Consider the following 14,874-nt stretch of genomic DNA (forward strand, 5'->3'; position numbering starts at 1 on the left):
TTAATGCACCAGCATGCCGGTGAACCAGTAGGCCTGAGCCAAAGTGATGAGGCCGACAATCGTTGCAAAGAATAGGCTGTGCTTGAGGGTGAAGCGGAACAGATCGGATTCCTTGCCCACCAGGCCGGTTGCTGCGCAGGCCACGGCGATCGATTGTGGCGAGATCATCTTGCCGGTCACGCCGCCGCTGGTATTGGCGGCCACCAGCAAGGTGTCGTTGACCCCGATCTGGTGTGCGGTGGTCGCTTGCAGCGAACTGAACAGGGCGTTGGACGAGGTATCGGAACCGGTCAGGAACACGCCAAGCCAGCCGAGGAACGGCGAGAAGAACGGGAATGCCGCGCCGGTTGCCGCCAACACCAGGGCCATGGTCGAGGACATGCCGGAATAGTTGGTGACGAAGGCAAACGCCAGCACCATGCCGATCGACAGGATCGGCCAGCGCAGTTCGTAGAAGGTCTCTTTCAAAGTGGTCAGACCAGTTTTGAAGTTGATCTTCAGCACCAGCATCGAGATCAGTGCGGAGAAGAAAATCGCCGTGCCGGTCGCGGAAATCGGATCGAGTTTGAACACGGCCGGGATCGCGGTCGGGGCGGCCACGATCGGTGCAGTCTTGATCACCAGTTGATCGAGGTGCGGAATCGCGAAGTTGAACACCCAGGCGTACATCGAACCGCCGGCGGCGAACATGGCCTTGAATGGCTTGAGGGTCCAGATAGTCACCAGCACGGTGAGGATCAGGAACGGCGACCACGCCTTGAAAATTTCCCCGAGGCTGTAAGGCGAAGCGACGGTGGTGCGCTTCTGGCCGAAACCGCCGACGCTGGCGCTGACCACCGAAGCGGATACGGCGCCGACGATGTGCTGGCCGGCGGCACGTTTCGGTTGCCAGACCTTCAGGAACAGGGTCAGCGAAATCAGGCTGGCCAGGGCCGATGTGATGTCCGGCAGTTCCGGGCCGATGAAGTTCGACGTGAAGTATTGGGTGACGGCAAAGCTCAAGCCTGCGACCAGCGCCGCCGGCCAGGTTTCACGCACACCGCGCAGGCCGTCCATCATGAACACCAGCCAGAACGGCACGAACAGCGACAGCAACGGCAGTTGGCGACCGGTCATGGCGCCGATCTTGAACGCGTCGATGCCGGTGACTTGCCCGGCCACGATGATCGGAATCCCCAGTGCGCCGAACGCAACCGGCGCGGTGTTGGCAATCAGGCACAGGCCGGCGGCGTACAGCGGGTTGAAACCCAGGCCAACCAGCAGCGCAGCGGTAATCGCCACTGGTGCACCGAAACCGGCGGCACCTTCCAGGAATGCACCGAAGCAAAAACCGATCAGCAGCACCTGCAGGCGTTGGTCGTCAGTGATCGACAGCACCGAGCTGCGGATGACCTCGAACTGACCGCTCTTGACCGTCAGTTTGTACAGGAACACCGCTGCCACAATGATCCAGGCAATCGGCCACAGACCATAGGCGAAGCCATATCCGGCAGCGGCGAACGCCATGTCGACCGGCATCTGGAACGCGAAGATCGCCACGGCGATGGCCAGGGCGAGCGTGATGCTGCCGGCCACATGACCTTTGAGGCGGAACACCGCCAGGGCGAGGAAGAAGAAAACGATGGGGATGACGGCCGCGAGTGCGGACACGCCGAGACTGCCGAGCGGGCTGTAGAGCTGTTGCCAGGTTTGCATATGGGGTGGCCCCTAATTGTTGTTGGTCAGGCACTGTCAGCGTACTTGGTTAATTGGTAAGACCAATTTACAAGTGCTGTCGGCTAGGGTAAAAGCCTTGATGTCGGTGTGTCAATTTGCCGCCCTAAAACTTTTGTCGAACAACCGGACGGCGAGTCGGATTGCACCGGTTGAATTGGCGTCATCTGGCAGGTGTCGGCGCAGCGTCGATAGGCCAGAATAGAGAGCCCGGCGAGTGGTCGGGATGGTGGAGAGTTGAGTGATGGGGTTTGATCAGATACGTCAGCGCCGTTTGTCTGACGACATTGTCGAGCGACTGGAAGGGATGATTCTCGAGGGCACGCTGAAGTCCGGCGAGCGCCTGCCAGCCGAGCGGACACTGGCGGAACAGTTCGGCGTTTCCCGGCCCTCGTTGCGCGAGGCGATTCAGAAGCTTGCGGCCAAGGGGTTGCTGGTCAGCAAGCAGGGCGGCGGCAACTATGTCGTGGAAAGCCTCGGTTCGACGTTCAGCGATCCGCTGCTGCAATTGCTGGAAAGCAATCCCGAGGCGCAACGTGATCTGCTGGAATTTCGCCACACGCTGGAGGCATCGTGTGCCTATTACGCAGCATTGCGCGCCACGGATGTGGATCGTGAACGGCTGACGGCTGCGTTTGAAGAGTTACAGGACTGCTATTCGCGTCATGACGAAGTGAGCCGGGCGGAAGAGGGCGCGGCGGATGCGAAATTCCACCTGGCGATTGCCGAAGCCAGTCATAACGCGGTGTTGCTGCACACCATTCGCGGGCTGTTCGATCTGCTCAAGCGCAACGTCGTGACCAACATCGGTGGCATGTACAAGCAGCGCACAGAAACCCGCGACATGCTGATCACCCAGCATCGGGAGTTGTATCTGGCGATTATCGAGGGGCGCGCGGAACAGGCGCGTGAGGTGTCCAGCCGACACATTCTGTATGTGCAGGAAGTGCTGGAAGAAGTGCGCCAGGAAGTGCAGCGCATGGCTCGCGCCGAGCGACGCAAAGGGATGTAAAAAAGACCGCCCCCGTGCCGGGCGCGGGAACGGTCATTCAGGCAGAGGAATCAGTCTTCCTTGCCCTTGTTGCGCACCGCACGCTGCAACTCGCGACCGGCGTCGCGTTCGCGTTCGGTATCACGCTTGTCGTATTCCTTCTTGCCCTTGCCCAGCGCGATCTCGCACTTGACCATGTGCTTGCTCCAGTACCAGGACAGGCACACGCAGGCGTAACCCTTCTGCTGCACGGCGGCGGCGAGCTTGTCCAGCTCGCGGCGGTTGAGCAGCAACTTGCGGGTACGCACCGGGTCGGCAATGACGTGGGTGCTGGCGGTCATCAGAGGCGTGATGTGGCTGCCGAGCAACCAGGCCTCGCCATCCTTGAGCAACACGTAACTGTCGACCAGTTGCAGCTTGCTTGCCCGCAGACTTTTTACTTCCCAGCCGGCCAGGACCAGACCAGCCTCGAACTTGTGCTCGATGAAGTAATCGTGTCGCGCCTTTTTGTTTTGCGCGATGGTCCCTGTTGGGTGTTTCTTCTGTTTAGCCATAGGGGCGGCATTATATGGAGATAAACGGCTGTCGGCTACGGTGATGCTGCGTGCTTGAGCAGGTTGAGTGAATCCCGGACAATGCGGCCTCTTTTTCTAACGCTTGGGCGTGATAAACGATGTCGACAGACAAGGTTTCTGTCCACGGCAGTTGGGCTAGCCGCTGGGTTTTCATATTCGCCGCGACCGGTTCGGCCGTGGGATTGGGCAGCATCTGGAAATTCCCCTACATGGTTGGGGTCTACGGTGGCGGCGCCTTCGTGCTGATGTTTCTTGCGTGTATCGCGCTGATCGGCATCCCGGTAATGCTCGCCGAAACCCTGATCGGCCGCCGTGCCCGCCAGAGTCCGGCGAATGCCCTGAAGGTGCTGGCGCGGGAAGCCGGGCACTCGGGCAAGTGGTCGTGGGGCGCGTTCGCCGGGATGATCACGGCGCTGCTGATCCTGTCTTTCTACAGTGTGGTCGGCGGCTGGTCGCTGGATTACATCATTGATATGGGGCGCGGAGACTTCCAGGGCGCGACGGCTGATCAGGTTGGAGCCTACTTCGGTAATGTCATCGCCGACCCGTGGCGTATCACGCTGTGGCACACGGTTTTCATGCTGTTGTCGGCGGTGGTGATTGCCAAGGGTGTGGTCGCCGGGCTCGAGCGCAGCCTGCGGATCATGATGCCGCTGCTGTTCGTGATGGTGCTGGTGCTGCTGGGTTACAGCATGACCACCGGGCATTTCATGGAAGGCGTGCATTTCATGTTCGACTTCCACCCGGAAAAAGTCCTCGACGGCTTGCTGCCGGCCATGGGCCACGCGTTCTTCTCCCTGAGCGTGGGCGTGGGCTCGATCATGATCTACGGCGCCTACATGACCAAGGAAGCCTCGCTGTCGGGCACGGTCGTCGGTGTGGCGCTGCTAGATACCTTTGTTTCGCTGGTGGCCGGTCTGGCCTTGTTTCCGATTGTGTTCGCCGGTGGTTTGAACCCGAGTGAAGGCCCGGGGCTGATGTTCGTCAGCCTGCCATTTGCTTTCGGTAACGTGCTGTTCGGCCAGTTGATGGGCGTGGTGTTCTTCGTTCTTGTGGCCATTGCGGCCTGGAGCTCGGCGATTTCCCTGCTGGAGCCAATGGTCGCCTATCTGGTCGAGCGGACTAAAATCAGCCGTGCCTGGGTGACATTCTGGTTGGCGTTCACCTGCTGGTTCGTTGGCCTGGGCACGGTGTTTTCCTTCAATATCTGGAAGGAAGCCAAATTTTTCGTGAACGATGGTGGGGTGTTCCATCTCTACCAGTGGGGTGCGGCCGGTGGCCTGGACTTCTTTGGCGTGATCGACTTCTTCACCTCGCGCATCATGTTGCCGCTCGGTGGGCTGTGCTTTGTGCTGTTTGCCGGTTGGGTGATGGGGCGTGAGGCGGTACGTGATGAATTGTCGATTCGCAGCCCGGCGCTGTTCGCCCTGTCTCTGTTTTTGATGCGCTATGTGGCGCCCATCGGCATTCTTGTAGTGTTTGCCGCCCAGCTCTGGAAGTGACGCTTACATGACGACACATATTCAACGATCGGCGCTGCTGCCTTATCCGGCGCAATTTCTCTACGACCTCGTCAATGATGTGGCACGTTACCCGGAATTTCTGCCGTGGTGCTCGTCTGCTGAAGTCCTGGAAAGCTCGCCTGAGCACATGCGCGCCAGTGTCGGCGTGGCCAAGGGCGGCCTCAGTCAGCACTTCGTGACACGAAATACGCTGGTGCCGGGGCAGTCGATCGAGATGAACCTGGAGGAGGGACCGTTCAATCAGCTGCACGGCGTCTGGGTATTCAAGGCGCTGAACGAGAAGGCCTGCAAGATCAGTCTGGATCTGTCCTTCGACTACGCCGGGCCGCTGGTCCGCGCGACGCTCGGTCCTTTGTTCAATCAGGCGGCCAATACGCTGGTGGACGCGTTCTGCCAGCGTGCCAAGCAGATGCATGGTTGAGCCGGTGATCGAAGTCGAAGTGGTGTATGCGGCGGTTGATCGTCAGGTTTTGCGTGTAATCAGTGTTGCTGAGGGTACGACGGTGCGTGCGGCGCTGATGGCGTCCGGTATTGATGCTGAATTTCCGGAGCTGGATCTGAAGAGTTGTCCTTTGGGGATCTTTGGCAAAGTGATCGCTGACCCTGATGCCCGGCGGGTTCAGGAAGGCGATCGCATCGAGATCTATCGACCGTTGTTGGCTGATCCGAAAGAGGTGCGCCGTCTGCGTGCCGCCAAGGCTGCCGAAGCCAAGGCGCGAAACAAGTAGGGTGGTCGAACGGCAGGCAATAAAAAACCCGGAATTTCCGGGTTTTTTATTGCGTCGCAAATTATTGCGGCGAGGTGTCCAGCGGTTCTGGCGTTGGAACCGGAACGGTTTCCACGCCATCGACGTCCTTCTGGATCTGATCCAGCAAGGAGCCAGGCTTGGCCGGTTTTTCCGGTTTCGGCTGCTCGGCGTTTTCAGCAGGAGCGGTCACGCTGGTGCCGCTATCCTTGCCGAGAATCGCTTCATCACGGCTGACGCCCGGCATGAAGTCACCGGACAGACTGACAAGGCGGTCATTCGAGTCGAAAATGACACTCATGCGTTCCTGCTGGCGTTCACCGCCACCAGGTTGCAGGCTGTACAGATAATCCCAGCGGTTGGCGTGGAACGTGTCGGCAAGCAGAGGGTTGCCCATGATAAACCGTACTTGCGGCCGGGTCATTCCCGGGCGTAACTGGTCTATCATGTCCTGCGTGACGACATTGCCCTGCTGGATGTCGATTTTGTAAACCCCGGGGAATGAACAACCGGCGAGTGCGAGCAGTCCCACAAAGGTGAAACTGGTTAGCAAGAGCTTGGTGTTTTGCATCGGTGGGCGACTTCCACTATCTTGGCTGGGACAACGTAAACGCCGATCATACCCGCATTAAGAGAAGCTGCGAAGCAGCATCGCGAGAAAGCTGACCATGGTTGAAAATAGCGAACTACGCAAAGCCGGCCTCAAAGTGACCCTGCCACGGGTCAAGATCCTGCAAATGCTCGACTCTACAGAGCAGCGTCACATGAGTGCCGAGGACGTCTACAAGGCGTTGATGGAAGCTGGCGAGGACGTCGGTCTGGCCACGGTCTACCGTGTTCTGACCCAGTTCGAAGCGGCTGGCCTCGTGGTCCGTCACAACTTCGACGGCGGCCACGCGGTATTCGAATTGGCCGACGGTGGCCACCACGACCATATGGTTAACGTGGAGTCGGGCGAAGTCATCGAATTCTTCGACGAAGAAATCGAAAAGCTTCAGAAGGCGATCGTCGAGAAGCACGGTTACGAGATGGTTGATCACAATCTCGTACTGTACGTACGCAACAAAAAGTAAGCATGTCGCGCGAATTTCAGGTTCGCGAAACGAGCGAAGGCGACCCAAGGGTCGCCTTCGTGCTTTCTGGCGTGCTTAAACCTTTGCGGTGACGACCATCTTTTTCGCGTGCGCCAAAGACTCTTTGGTCAGATCGATGCCGCCAAGCATGCGTGCGACTTCTTCTATACGGTCATTCTTGCTCAGCTTCGAAACAGCCGTGTGAGTGGCCTGCTCGCCTCGCACCTTGTGCACGAACAGATGCTGATGCCCCTGAGCCGCGACTTGCGGCAAGTGCGTAACCGTCAGTACCTGTCCGCGATCCCCGAGGCGACGCAGCAACTGGCCGACGATTTCAGCCGTTGGACCGCCAATCCCCACGTCCACTTCGTCGAATACCAATGTCGGTACGCGAGAGGTCTGGGCGGTAATCACCTGGATGGCCAGACTGATCCGTGACAGCTCACCGCCGGACGCCACTTTGGCCAGGGCCTTCAACGGTTGGCCCGGGTTGGCGCTGACCAGCAGCTCGACCTGTTCCAGGCCATTGGGTTGCAGTTCGCTGCTGTTGTTGGCGCGCAATTCGATGGTGAAGCGACCGCCGGGCATGCCCAGGCGTTGAATCTCCTGCTCCACCGCGCTTGCCAGGCTGCCGGCTGCCTGATGACGCAGCTCGCTCAGCTCCTGGGCCTTTTCCTGATAATGGCGGGCATAGGATGCAAGTTCCTCGGCGAGGCGTTCGATGGATTCATCGTTGGCGTCGAGGGCTTCGATTTCGTCGAGCAGCTTCTGTTGCATCTCCGCCACTTCAGTCGGCTGAATGCGGTGTTTGCGTGCCAGTGTGTAAATGGAGTCCAGACGTTCTTCCAGATATTGCAGGCGCGCCGGGTCGGCATCGAAATTGTCGAGAAAGCGATTGAGTTCGCCGACGGCTTCTTCGACCTGGATCTGCGCACTGGTCAGCAAGCTGCTCGCTTCACCCAGCGCGCCGACCGAATTGTTCACGCTCGACAGTCGATTGAGGCTGGCCGTCAGGGCATTCAGCACGTTGCCGGAGTCGCTTTCGCTGCATTGCTCGACCACTTGTCGGCAGATGCCGAGCAGGGTTTCGGCATTGGTCAGGTTCTTGTGTTCCTGCTCCAGTTCTTCCAGTTCGTTTTCGCCGAGGCCGAGGTTTTCCAGCTCCTCGAGCTGGTAGCTGAGCAATTGATGGCGTGCACGCTGTTCGTCGCCGGAATTGGACAGGCGTTCCAGCTCCTGACGGGTCTGGCGCCAGCGCTGGGCGGCCAGGTGAACCTGGCGTGCCAGATCGGTGGCCCCGGCGTATTCGTCGAGCAGGCGCCGGTGGGTGTCGGTCTTGAGCAGGGATTGGTGTTCGTGCTGGCTGTGGATATCGATCAGCAGCTCGCCGAGTGCCTTGAGGTCACCGAGCGGGCAGGGCGTGCCATTTATATAGCCGCGTGAGCGACCTTCGGACGTGATGACCCGGCGCAGGATGCACGGACCGTCGGTTTCCAGGTCGCGTTCCGCCAGCCAGGCACTGGCCTCGGGAATATCCGCCAGATCGAAGGTCGCCAGGATATCGGCCTTGTCGGCGCCCGGTCGCACCACGCCGCTGTCGGCGCGATCACCGAGCGTCAGGCCCAGGGCGTCGAGCATGATCGATTTGCCGGCGCCGGTTTCCCCGGTAATCACGCTCATGCCGCGATCGAGTTCGAGATCGAGATGTTCAACGATGGCGTAGTTGTGTACGGACAGGTGCACCAGCATAAAGGCCGCTCCCAGGCTTCAGGTCTGGTTATTTATACAGTGTTTTGTTTCGGGCTGACAATGCCCTCGCTCAGCTCAATGGAGAAGATCCGATCAAATGCTTGTCGCGCGCAAGAATGCCAATGCAGCACTTTTTTGTAGGGTTAATCGTTGTCAGCCCTTGAAGCCTGATTTTGCGGCCCCATATACCGGGGCAGAAGCGCGAATCGAACTCGCGGACGATATTGAAAGGAGAATTCTATGGCTGACGAACAGACAGTAGATACGCAAAACCCAGAAGCCAATCAGGCGCCCGAGACTTCGGGTGATGACCTGGCGACCCGTGTACAAGTGCTCGAAGAGCAATTGGCCGCCGCGCAGGATCAATCGCTGCGCGTAGCTGCCGATCTGCAGAACGTCCGCCGCCGTGCCGAGCAGGATGTCGAAAAGGCGCACAAGTTTGCGCTGGAAAAATTCGCCGGCGACCTGCTGCCGATCGTCGACAGCCTGGAGCGCGGCCTCGAGCTGTCGAGCCCGGATGACGAAAGCATCCGTCCGATGCGCGAAGGCATCGAGCTGACCCTGAAAATGTTTCACGACACCCTCACGCGTTATCAGCTTGTAGCTGTCAGCCCGCAGGAAGGCGAACCGTTCAACGCCGTGGAACATCAGGCAATGGCCATGCAGGAAAGTGATGTCCTGGAGCCGAACAGCATTCTGAAGGTGTTCCAGAAGGGCTACCAGCTCAACGGTCGCCTGCTGCGTCCGGCGATGGTCGTGGTCAGCAAGGCGCCGGCGCCAGTTTCGCCTTCGATTGACGAGAAGGCTTGAAATTAGCCGCAAGGCCCCCATTTAGAAGTCAAGCGTTTAAGTATTACCGCAGTTAGCCACCACTGCTGCGGCAAAAAAATCCAAAGTTTCGGGAGAGTGAACATGGGCAAAATTATCGGTATCGACCTGGGGACTACCAACTCCTGCGTCTCCGTGCTGGAAAACGGCGTGGCCAAAGTTATTGAGAACGCCGAAGGCGCGCGTACAACGCCGTCGATCATTGCTTACGCCAATGATGGTGAAATTCTGGTAGGTCAGTCCGCCAAGCGTCAGGCTGTGACCAACCCGCACAACACACTGTTCGCAGTGAAGCGCCTGATTGGCCGCCGCTTCGACGAAGAAGTCGTACAGAAAGACATCAAGCTGGTGCCTTACAAGATCGTCAAGGCCAACAACGGTGACGCCTGGGTCGAGGCTTCCGGCAAGCAGATGGCTCCGCCGCAAATCAGCGCCGAAGTCCTGAAAAAGATGAAGAAGACCGCCGAAGACTACCTCGGCGAAGCGGTGACCGAAGCGGTGATCACCGTTCCGGCCTACTTCAACGACAGTCAGCGTCAGGCGACTAAAGATGCTGGTCGCATCGCCGGTCTGGACGTAAAACGTATCATCAACGAACCAACCGCAGCCGCTCTGGCTTATGGCATGGACAAGGCCAAGGGCGATCACACCGTGATCGTTTACGACCTGGGTGGTGGTACTTTCGACGTTTCCGTGATCGAAATCGCTGAAGTTGACGGCGAGCACCAGTTCGAAGTGCTGGCCACCAACGGTGACACCTTCCTGGGTGGTGAAGACTTCGACATGCGCCTGATCGACTACCTCGTCGACGAGTTCAAGAAAGAGTCCGGCATGGACCTGAAGAACGATCCTCTGGCCTTGCAGCGTCTGAAAGAAGCCGCTGAGAAAGCCAAGATCGAGCTGTCTTCTTCGCAGTCGACCGACGTCAACCTGCCGTACATCACAGCAGACGCGACTGGTCCTAAGCACCTGAACGTGAAGATCTCTCGTGCCAAGCTCGAGTCGCTGGTCGAAGATCTGGTGAACCGTACCATCGAGCCATGCCGTATTGCTCTGAAGGACGCCGGTATCGACGTCAGCAAAATTGACGACGTCATTCTGGTTGGTGGTCAGACTCGTATGCCACTGGTGCAGAAGGCAGTTACCGATTTCTTCGGTAAAGAAGCACGTAAAGACGTGAACCCGGACGAAGCTGTTGCCATGGGTGCTGCGATCCAGGGCGCCGTTCTGGCCGGTGACGTGAAAGACGTTCTGCTGCTTGACGTCAGCCCGCTGACCCTGGGTATCGAAACCATGGGTGGCGTGATGACCGCGCTGATCGAGAAAAACACCACGATTCCTACCAAGAAATCGCAAGTGTTCTCGACCGCCGACGACAACCAGGGCGCCGTGACCATTCACGTCCTGCAAGGCGAGCGCAAGCAAGCCGCACAGAACAAGTCCCTGGGCAAGTTCGATCTGGCCGACATTCCACCAGCTCCACGTGGCGTTCCGCAGATCGAAGTGACCTTCGACATCGACGCCAACGGCATCCTGCACGTAGGTGCGAAGGACAAGGCGACTGGCAAAGAGCAGAAGATCACCATCAAGGCCAACTCTGGTCTGTCGGATGAAGAAATCCAGAAAATGGTGCGCGACGCCGAGCTGAACGCCGAGGAGGACCGCAAGTTCGAAGAGCTGGCCGCTGCCCGTAACCAGGGTGATGCACTGGTTCACTCGACTCGCAAGATGATCGCTGACGCTGGCGACAAAGTGACTGCAGAAGAGAAGACTGCAATCGAAGCGGCCGTGGTTGCCCTGGAAGCTGCCGTCAAAGGCGACGACAAGGCTGCCATCGACGCCAAGGTTGAAGAGCTGTCGAAAGTCTCTGCGCCGGTTGCCCAGAAGATGTACGCCGAACAGGCTCAGCCTGAAGGCGCGGCACCGCACGACGAGAAAGCTGAAAAGGCTGACGATGTTGTCGATGCCGAGTTCGAAGAAGTCAAAGACCACAAGTAAGTTGTTGGTCGCCCGGTTGACTGCCTTGCGGCGGTGACTGGTAGGATGTCGCCGCGCGGGAGCTTGCTCCCGCGTTGGCGTATCTGGAATACGCGAATTTTTACAGCATGCGACAAGGTTCGGGTGCTGGCGGTATGGCCGGGAATGCTCCTGCTTTTCGCGCCGCAAATACCGCATGAACCAAAGACCAGGATCGTTGAATTGACGTGAGTTGGGTCCGGGCCTGTATTGGGGCTCAACGAGTTTGGCGAAGCTCAGGAGGGATTTGCCGAACGTCCTCAAGAGTATGAAGAACTTATGGCTAAGCGTGACTATTACGAAGTGTTGGGTGTTGAGCGCGGCTCAAGCGAAGCAGACCTGAAAAAGGCCTATCGCCGTCTGGCGATGAAGCACCACCCGGACCGTAATCCCGGTGACAAGGCGTCGGAAGATCTGTTCAAGGAGGCCAACGAAGCCTACGAAGTGCTGTCCGATTCCAGCAAGCGTGCAGCGTACGATCAGTACGGTCATGCCGGCGTCGACCCGAGCATGGGTGGCGGCGGTGCAGGCTTCGGCGGTCAGAACTTCTCCGACATCTTCGGTGATGTCTTCAGTGACTTCTTCGGTGGCGGTCGCGGCGGTTCCCGTGGCGGCGCTCAGCGCGGCAGCGATTTGCGTTACACCCTCGAGCTGAACCTGGAAGAAGCGGTACGCGGTACGACCGTGAATATCCGCGTTCCTACGCTGGTCAATTGCAAACCATGCGACGGTTCGGGCGCCAAGAAAGGCTCGTCGCCATCGACTTGCCCGACTTGCGGCGGCATCGGTCAGGTGCGTATGCAGCAAGGCTTCTTCTCGGTGCAGCAGACCTGCCCGCGCTGTCATGGCCAGGGCAAGATCATTTCCGATCCGTGCGATTCCTGCCACGGCGACGGTCGCGTCGAAGAGTACAAAACCCTTTCCGTCAAAGTGCCGGCCGGTGTCGATACCGGTGACCGCATTCGTCTCTCCGGCGAAGGCGAGGCGGGCACTCAGGGTGGTCCGACCGGCGACCTGTACGTGGTGATCAACGTCCGCGAACACGACATCTTCCAGCGTGACGGCAAGCACCTGTTCTGCGAAGTGCCGATCAGCTTTGTCGACGCGGCCCTGGGCGGCGAGCTGGAAATTCCGACCCTCGACGGTCGCGTCAAACTGAAGATTCCGGAAGGGACGCAGACCGGCAAGCAGTTCCGCGTACGCGGCAAGGGCGTGGCGCCAGTGCGTGGCGGTGGTGCGGGCGACCTGATGTGTCGTGTGGCCGTCGAGACGCCGGTCAATCTGAACCGTCGTCAGCGTGAATTGCTGGAAGAGTTCCGCAGTTCCCTGGCGGACGACAACAGCCACTCCCCGAAAACCACCGGTTGGTTCGACGGTGTGAAACGCTTCTTCGGCGATCTGTAAGGAGTCGGCATGCGACGTATAGCTGTGATGGGCGCTGCCGGGCGCATGGGCAAGATTCTGGTCGAGGCGGTGCAGCAGCGCGCGCCGCTGACCGGTTTGACGGCTGCGATTGTCCGCCCTGGCAGTACGCTGATCGGTGTGGATGCCGGTGAGCTGGCTTCGCTCGGTCGAATCGGCGTGCCGCTGTCCGGGAATCTGGAGTCGGTGGCGGAAGAGTTCGATGTGTTGATCGACTTCACCTTGCCGGAAGTGATGCTGAAAAACCTGGCCTTCTGCCGCAAGGCGGGCAAGGCGATGGTGATCGGCACGACCGGGCTGGATGCTGCGCAGAAGCAGTTGCTGGCCGAGGCGGGCAAGGATATTCCGATCGTGTTCGCCGCCAACTTCAGTGTCGGCGTCAACCTTTCGCTGAAGCTGCTCGACATGGCGGCACGGGTGTTGGCGGAAGATGCGGACATCGAAATCATTGAGGCCCATCACCGCCACAAGATCGATGCGCCATCGGGCACGGCCCTGCGCATGGGTGAAGTGATCGCCAATGCGCTGGATCGTGATCTGCAGAAGGTTGCGGTCTATGGTCGTGAAGGCCACACCGGTGCCCGTGAGCGTGAGACCATCGGCTTCGCCACTGTTCGCGGTGGTGATGTAGTGGGCGATCACACGGTGTTGTTTGCCTGCGAAGGCGAACGTCTGGAGATCACGCACAAGGCTTCGAGTCGCATGACGTTTGCCAAGGGCGCGGTGCGTGCGGCGTTGTGGCTGGATGCTCGCGAGCCTGGTTTGTACGACATGCAGGACGTGCTCGACCTGCATTGAGATGTTATGAATCCGGCGCAAACGCCCTGTTTGTGCCGGTTTCAATCCGCTGAGCGACGCCCTGTCGCATTCTCCGGCCTTTCAGGCTCATTGGCGGTAGACCAAAAATCCCTTTTTCTGTAAGCTACAGCTTTAGTGTGTCCACTAAAAGCGCGCAGAATAATTCAGTGAAGAAGCGGGGTGACGTGTCCATACGTCACTCCGCTTTTTTACAACCTGCGATTGCCCTTTCATGCGTTATTTACGGGAGGTCTTCTTGACTAAGCCAGCCATACTCGCCCTTGCTGATGGCAGCATTTTTCGCGGCGAAGCCATTGGAGCCGACGGTCAGACCGTTGGTGAGGTGGTGTTCAACACCGCAATGACCGGCTATCAGGAAATCCTTACCGATCCTTCCTACGCCCAGCAGATCGTTACCCTGACTTACCCGCACATCGGCAACACCGGCACGACGCCGGAAGACGCCGAGTCCGACCGCGTCTGGTCCGCTGGTCTGGTCATCCGTGACCTGCCGCTGGTTGCGAGCAACTGGCGTAACACGATGTCCCTGTCCGATTACCTGAAAGCCAACAACGTTGTGGCGATCGCCGGCATCGACACCCGCCGCCTGACCCGCATCCTGCGTGAAAAAGGCGCACAGAACGGCTGCATCATGGCCGGCGACAACATTTCCGAAGAGGCGGCCATCGCCGCTGCGCAAGGCTTCCCGGGCCTGAAGGGCATGGACCTGGCGAAAGTCGTCAGCACCAAGACCCAATACGAATGGCGCTCCACTGTCTGGGATCTGAAAACCGACAGCCACGCGACCATCGAAGCCTCCGAGCTGCCATATCACGTGGTTGCCTACGACTACGGCGTCAAGGTAAACATCCTGCGCATGCTGGTCGAGCGCGGTTGCCGCGTGACCGTGGTTCCGGCGCAAACCCCGGCTGCCGACGTACTGGCTCTCAAGCCGGACGGCGTGTTCCTGTCCAACGGCCCTGGTGACCCGGAGCCTTGTGACTACGCGATCAAGGCCATCAAGGAAGTGCTGGAAACCGAAATTCCGGTCTTCGGCATCTGCCTCGGTCACCAGCTGCTGGCCTTGGCCTCCGGCGCCAAGACCCTGAAAATGGGCCACGGCCACCACGGTGCCAACCACCCGGTTCAGGATCTGGACACTGGCGTCGTGATGATCACCAGCCAGAACCACGGTTTTGCGGTTGACGAAGCGACCCTGCCAGCCAACGTCCGCGCGATCCATAAATCGCTGTTCGACGGCACCCTGCAAGGCATCGAGCGTACCGACAAGAGCGCGTTCAGCTTCCAGGGTCACCCTGAAGCGAGCCCGGGCCCGAACGATGTGGCCCCCCTGTTTGACCGCTTCATCAACGAGATGGCCAAGCGACGCTAAGCGCTCGCCTTGAGACTGTAGCGAGAAGCCCCTCGAGGGCGGCCCCG

The 14,874-nt window shown here is 59.2% G+C and carries 14 protein-coding genes; 10 read left to right on the top strand and 4 right to left on the bottom strand.

What is annotated here, in order from left to right; genetic code table 11:
- Positions 1-1,695, bottom strand: coding sequence for a lactate permease LctP family transporter (locus CAG25_RS09915; RefSeq protein WP_085611294.1), 1,695 nt, complete (start codon positions 1,693-1,695; stop codon positions 1-3).
- 262 nt (positions 1,696-1,957) lie between these two features.
- On the opposite strand from CAG25_RS09915, the gene CAG25_RS09920 reads away from it, so the two are divergent.
- A complete protein-coding gene (locus CAG25_RS09920; RefSeq protein ID WP_039769141.1) occupies positions 1,958-2,725 on the top strand; it encodes an FCD domain-containing protein in 768 nt (255 codons plus the stop codon).
- Between the two features lie 50 nt (positions 2,726-2,775).
- Here CAG25_RS09920 and smpB read toward each other — a convergent pair whose 3' ends face one another.
- Positions 2,776-3,258, bottom strand: a complete 483-nt coding sequence (gene smpB, locus CAG25_RS09925) for an SsrA-binding protein SmpB (protein WP_007953781.1) — start codon at positions 3,256-3,258, stop codon at positions 2,776-2,778.
- A gap of 119 nt (positions 3,259-3,377) precedes the next feature.
- Here smpB and CAG25_RS09930 point away from each other — a divergent pair, with 119 nt between their 5' ends.
- The 3 genes from CAG25_RS09930 to CAG25_RS09940 are packed head-to-tail and all read left to right on the top strand — an operon-like array spanning position 3,378 to position 5,530.
- Positions 3,378-4,781 carry a sodium-dependent transporter gene (locus CAG25_RS09930; protein ID WP_039769144.1) on the top strand — a complete coding sequence of 468 codons (1,404 nt, stop codon included), beginning with the start codon at positions 3,378-3,380 and terminating at the stop codon, positions 4,779-4,781.
- Positions 4,782-4,788: 7 nt separating this feature from the next.
- Entirely contained in the window at positions 4,789-5,223 is a 435-nt protein-coding gene (locus CAG25_RS09935) for a type II toxin-antitoxin system RatA family toxin (protein WP_003221509.1), read from the top strand.
- Positions 5,216-5,530 carry an RnfH family protein gene (locus tag CAG25_RS09940; RefSeq protein ID WP_085611295.1) on the top strand — a complete coding sequence of 105 codons (315 nt, stop codon included), beginning with the start codon at positions 5,216-5,218 and terminating at the stop codon, positions 5,528-5,530. Before CAG25_RS09935 ends, CAG25_RS09940 begins: the two co-directional genes overlap by 8 nt.
- A 61-nt stretch (positions 5,531-5,591) precedes the next feature.
- On the opposite strand, the gene CAG25_RS09945 is transcribed toward CAG25_RS09940, so the two are convergent.
- The gene (locus CAG25_RS09945; RefSeq protein ID WP_074691914.1) at positions 5,592-6,119 is read right to left on the bottom strand and encodes an outer membrane protein assembly factor BamE; all 528 of its coding nucleotides are present in this window, start codon (positions 6,117-6,119) and stop codon (positions 5,592-5,594) included.
- 97 nt (positions 6,120-6,216) lie between these two features.
- Between CAG25_RS09945 and fur the strand changes: the two genes are divergently transcribed.
- Positions 6,217-6,621 (top strand): ferric iron uptake transcriptional regulator, encoded by a 405-nt coding sequence (fur, locus tag CAG25_RS09950; protein ID WP_039769149.1) that lies wholly within the window; start codon positions 6,217-6,219, stop codon positions 6,619-6,621.
- A gap of 75 nt (positions 6,622-6,696) precedes the next feature.
- Here the strand turns inward: fur and recN are convergent, their stop codons facing one another.
- Positions 6,697-8,370 carry a DNA repair protein RecN gene (gene recN, locus CAG25_RS09955; RefSeq protein ID WP_085611296.1) on the bottom strand — a complete coding sequence of 558 codons (1,674 nt, stop codon included), beginning with the start codon at positions 8,368-8,370 and terminating at the stop codon, positions 6,697-6,699.
- 240 nt (positions 8,371-8,610) lie between these two features.
- Between recN and grpE the strand changes: the two genes are divergently transcribed.
- The 5 genes from grpE (at position 8,611) to carA (ending at position 14,827) form a co-directional block, all read left to right on the top strand.
- On the top strand, positions 8,611-9,180 hold the full coding sequence (grpE, locus tag CAG25_RS09960; protein ID WP_039769154.1) for a nucleotide exchange factor GrpE: 570 nt from the start codon (positions 8,611-8,613) through the stop codon (positions 9,178-9,180).
- Positions 9,181-9,282: 102 nt separating this feature from the next.
- Entirely contained in the window at positions 9,283-11,196 is a 1,914-nt protein-coding gene (gene dnaK, locus CAG25_RS09965; RefSeq protein WP_064593336.1) for a molecular chaperone DnaK, read from the top strand.
- Between the two features lie 297 nt (positions 11,197-11,493).
- Entirely contained in the window at positions 11,494-12,618 is a 1,125-nt protein-coding gene (gene dnaJ, locus CAG25_RS09970) for a molecular chaperone DnaJ (protein ID WP_039769159.1), read from the top strand.
- A 9-nt stretch (positions 12,619-12,627) separates the two neighbouring features.
- Positions 12,628-13,434, top strand: a complete 807-nt coding sequence (gene dapB / locus CAG25_RS09975; RefSeq protein ID WP_007953764.1) for a 4-hydroxy-tetrahydrodipicolinate reductase — start codon at positions 12,628-12,630, stop codon at positions 13,432-13,434.
- Positions 13,435-13,690: 256 nt separating this feature from the next.
- Positions 13,691-14,827: a glutamine-hydrolyzing carbamoyl-phosphate synthase small subunit gene (gene carA, locus CAG25_RS09980; RefSeq protein ID WP_064593337.1), complete on the top strand. Its 1,137-nt coding sequence runs from the start codon at positions 13,691-13,693 to the stop codon at positions 14,825-14,827.
- Positions 14,828-14,874: the final 47 nt, after the last annotated feature.

Origin of the sequence: Pseudomonas sp. B16(2017) (assembly GCF_002113205.1) — a bacterium.
Taxonomy (GTDB): domain Bacteria; phylum Pseudomonadota; class Gammaproteobacteria; order Pseudomonadales; family Pseudomonadaceae; genus Aquipseudomonas; species Aquipseudomonas pharyngis.

Excerpts from the sequence above, each read along its gene's own strand:
- smpB (WP_007953781.1), bottom strand. The coding sequence starts at position 3,258 with ATGGCTAAACAGAAGAAACACCCAACAGGGACCATCGCGCAAAACAAA.
- dapB (WP_007953764.1), top strand. The coding sequence starts at position 12,628 with ATGCGACGTATAGCTGTGATGGGCGCTGCCGGGCGCATGGGCAAGATT.
- CAG25_RS09935 (WP_003221509.1), top strand. The coding sequence starts at position 4,789 with ATGACGACACATATTCAACGATCGGCGCTGCTGCCTTATCCGGCGCAA.
- grpE (WP_039769154.1), top strand. The coding sequence starts at position 8,611 with ATGGCTGACGAACAGACAGTAGATACGCAAAACCCAGAAGCCAATCAG.
- dnaJ (WP_039769159.1), top strand. The coding sequence starts at position 11,494 with ATGGCTAAGCGTGACTATTACGAAGTGTTGGGTGTTGAGCGCGGCTCA.
- CAG25_RS09920 (WP_039769141.1), top strand. The coding sequence starts at position 1,958 with ATGGGGTTTGATCAGATACGTCAGCGCCGTTTGTCTGACGACATTGTC.
- CAG25_RS09945 (WP_074691914.1), bottom strand. The coding sequence starts at position 6,119 with ATGCAAAACACCAAGCTCTTGCTAACCAGTTTCACCTTTGTGGGACTG.
- CAG25_RS09940 (WP_085611295.1), top strand. The coding sequence starts at position 5,216 with ATGGTTGAGCCGGTGATCGAAGTCGAAGTGGTGTATGCGGCGGTTGAT.
- dnaK (WP_064593336.1), top strand. The coding sequence starts at position 9,283 with ATGGGCAAAATTATCGGTATCGACCTGGGGACTACCAACTCCTGCGTC.
- recN (WP_085611296.1), bottom strand. The coding sequence starts at position 8,370 with ATGCTGGTGCACCTGTCCGTACACAACTACGCCATCGTTGAACATCTC.
- CAG25_RS09915 (WP_085611294.1), bottom strand. The coding sequence starts at position 1,695 with ATGCAAACCTGGCAACAGCTCTACAGCCCGCTCGGCAGTCTCGGCGTG.
- fur (WP_039769149.1), top strand. The coding sequence starts at position 6,217 with ATGGTTGAAAATAGCGAACTACGCAAAGCCGGCCTCAAAGTGACCCTG.
- CAG25_RS09930 (WP_039769144.1), top strand. The coding sequence starts at position 3,378 with ATGTCGACAGACAAGGTTTCTGTCCACGGCAGTTGGGCTAGCCGCTGG.